1 protein-coding gene is annotated in these 2,040 nt (G+C 47.5%); it reads right to left on the bottom strand.

All coding sequences use genetic code 11. The features are described 5' to 3' along the window. Positions 1-156: 156 nt before the first annotated feature. Positions 157-1,959, bottom strand: a complete 1,803-nt coding sequence (locus QT974_RS33785; RefSeq protein ID WP_333472721.1) for an HlyD family efflux transporter periplasmic adaptor subunit — start codon at positions 1,957-1,959, stop codon at positions 157-159. Between the last annotated feature and the right edge of the window lie 81 nt (positions 1,960-2,040).

Here is a 2,040-nt window from a genome sequence, read left to right as displayed (position 1 = left end):
TGACTGTTGACTGTTGACTGTTGACTGTTGACTGTTGACTGTTGACTGTTGACTGATTCATAACTAATGACTAATCACTAATGACTAATGCTGTTCGCTCTTCGGGGACAGCAAAACATGACTAATGACTAATGACTAATGACTAATGACTAATGATTACAAACTCATGCCGCCTTTTTGTAGTTGCTTGAGCGGATCGAGCAAAATGTCGGCGATCGATCGCTGGCGGATGACAATTTCAGCCGTAGCTGTCTGGCCAGCTTTGAGTTTCCAGGTTTGATTGTTGGCTTTCACTGAGTCTCGATCGATACTCACTTCCACCCGGTAAACAACACCCAATCGCTCGTCGGTTTTGGCATCTGGCGAAATCGATACAACTTTTCCCGGCATTACGCCGTAATTTTGATAGGGAAAAGCATCGAATTTGACTTGTACCGGCATTCCGATTTTGACAAATCCCGCTTCTCGGTTCGGTAAACTGACTTCGAGCACTAGCGGAGCCTGATTTGGGGTCATTTCTGCAATAGTTTGACCCGGTTGCACGACTTCGCCGGTGTTGTGAATGTTGAGCGCGGAAATTACTCCGCTGACTGGTGCGTAGAGAAATCTTTGTTTGAGCTTGTTTTTGGCTTGAGCGAGCAGGGTTTGGGTTTCGGCAATTTTGGATTTGACTTGGTTTAATTCCATTTCCAACTGCTGAATTTTTTGCTGTTTTTCTAACTGCATTTGGCGCGCTGCTGCTTGTTTGCTGGCGGCTTCGGCTTGCAGTCGATCGACTTCTGCGAGTTGTTCGGTTAATTGGCCTTGCATTTTGCCGATCGAGCTGGTGCGATCGCGCAAACCTTGCTCGACTTCAAACAGCCTTTCTTTAACCTGAGTCGCCTCAGACAGTTGACTCCTGATCGCAGCACTTTGTTTGTCCCGCACGGTTTGCTCGACCTCAAATACTCGATCGTCAGCCTGAGTTTTCTCCCCCAACTGGCTTCTAATGACGGCATTTTCGCTTTCCCGCAGAGCATCTTCAGCTTGAAACAATACATCTTTCGACAGCGCCCCTTCATCTACCAAAGGTTTGAGCCGCCCGATCCGCTCTTTGTGGGCCGCCACTTTTGCTTGCAATTGTGCCAGCAAATCTTGACTCTTATTTTGCAGGGGTTTCACGCGATCGCGCCTCGCCTCGCCAGAAGTGATATCTGTTTTCAGTTGCGACAACAGATTTTGTGCTTGCTCGGACAGAGGTTTGATCTGTTCCTGCCGCACTTTCTGAGACACTACATCTGCGTGTAATTGCTCGATTTGAGACTGCGTGGTGGCGAGTGTAGCGCGAGATCTGTCGATCGCAGCTTGAGCCCCCCGTTTGTCCGCAGCAGCAATAGCTTGGCTCGCCTGAGCTTCCAGTCGAGTTCTCTCGATCGAACTAATTTGCTGCACCAATTGAATCTGATAAGCGTCCAGAATTTTATCGAGACGCTCCACCTCGCTCGAAGCATTTTCCGGGTCTAATTCCGCCAATAACTGTCCAGCTTTCACCTTTTGACCTTCTTTAATCGCGAGGTTAATAATTTTTCCCGGCTCCGTCGGATGAATTTTGTAAACATCACCTTTGGGAACTAATTTACCCTGAGCGTGGCCGACTTGATCTATTTTTCCCAAAGTTGCCCACGCTCCAAAAGCTAGGGAAAAAACCACTCCTCCTAATATCAAGCGCTGAGGAAAAGATACTGGCGGTTGGTCTAGTACCGAGTGCAAAGAAGTAGACCAATTATCAGCATCAGGCTGCCGGAACTTGACCGGATAGATATAGTCATTAGTTTTAGAAGAGCGATTTTTGGATTCAACTACTTCTAAAGAGCGGTCTGTTTTTCTGGCTTCGTTTTCTTGCCTTAAAGCAACGCCCCCATAGACTTCAGCTATCTCATCGGTCGAGGTGCTTAATTCTTTGCCATGTTGTGAAACCATGATATTTACTCCAAATTAGTCTGTTGACAGTTGGCAGTTGGCAGTTGGCAGTTGGCAGTTGGCAGTTGGCAGTTGGCAGTT

This window comes from Microcoleus sp. BM001215392, assembly GCF_036700185.1.
In the GTDB taxonomy this organism is placed as follows: Bacteria; Cyanobacteriota; Cyanobacteriia; order Cyanobacteriales; family Microcoleaceae; genus Microcoleus.
The sequence above is the reverse complement of the archived record's forward strand: the minus strand, read 5'-3'. Positions and strand labels throughout refer to the sequence as shown.

Bases quoted from the DNA above. Each gene is read 5' to 3' on its own strand.
- QT974_RS33785 (WP_333472721.1), bottom strand. From the start codon at position 1,959: ATGGTTTCACAACATGGCAAAGAATTAAGCACCTCGACCGATGAGATA.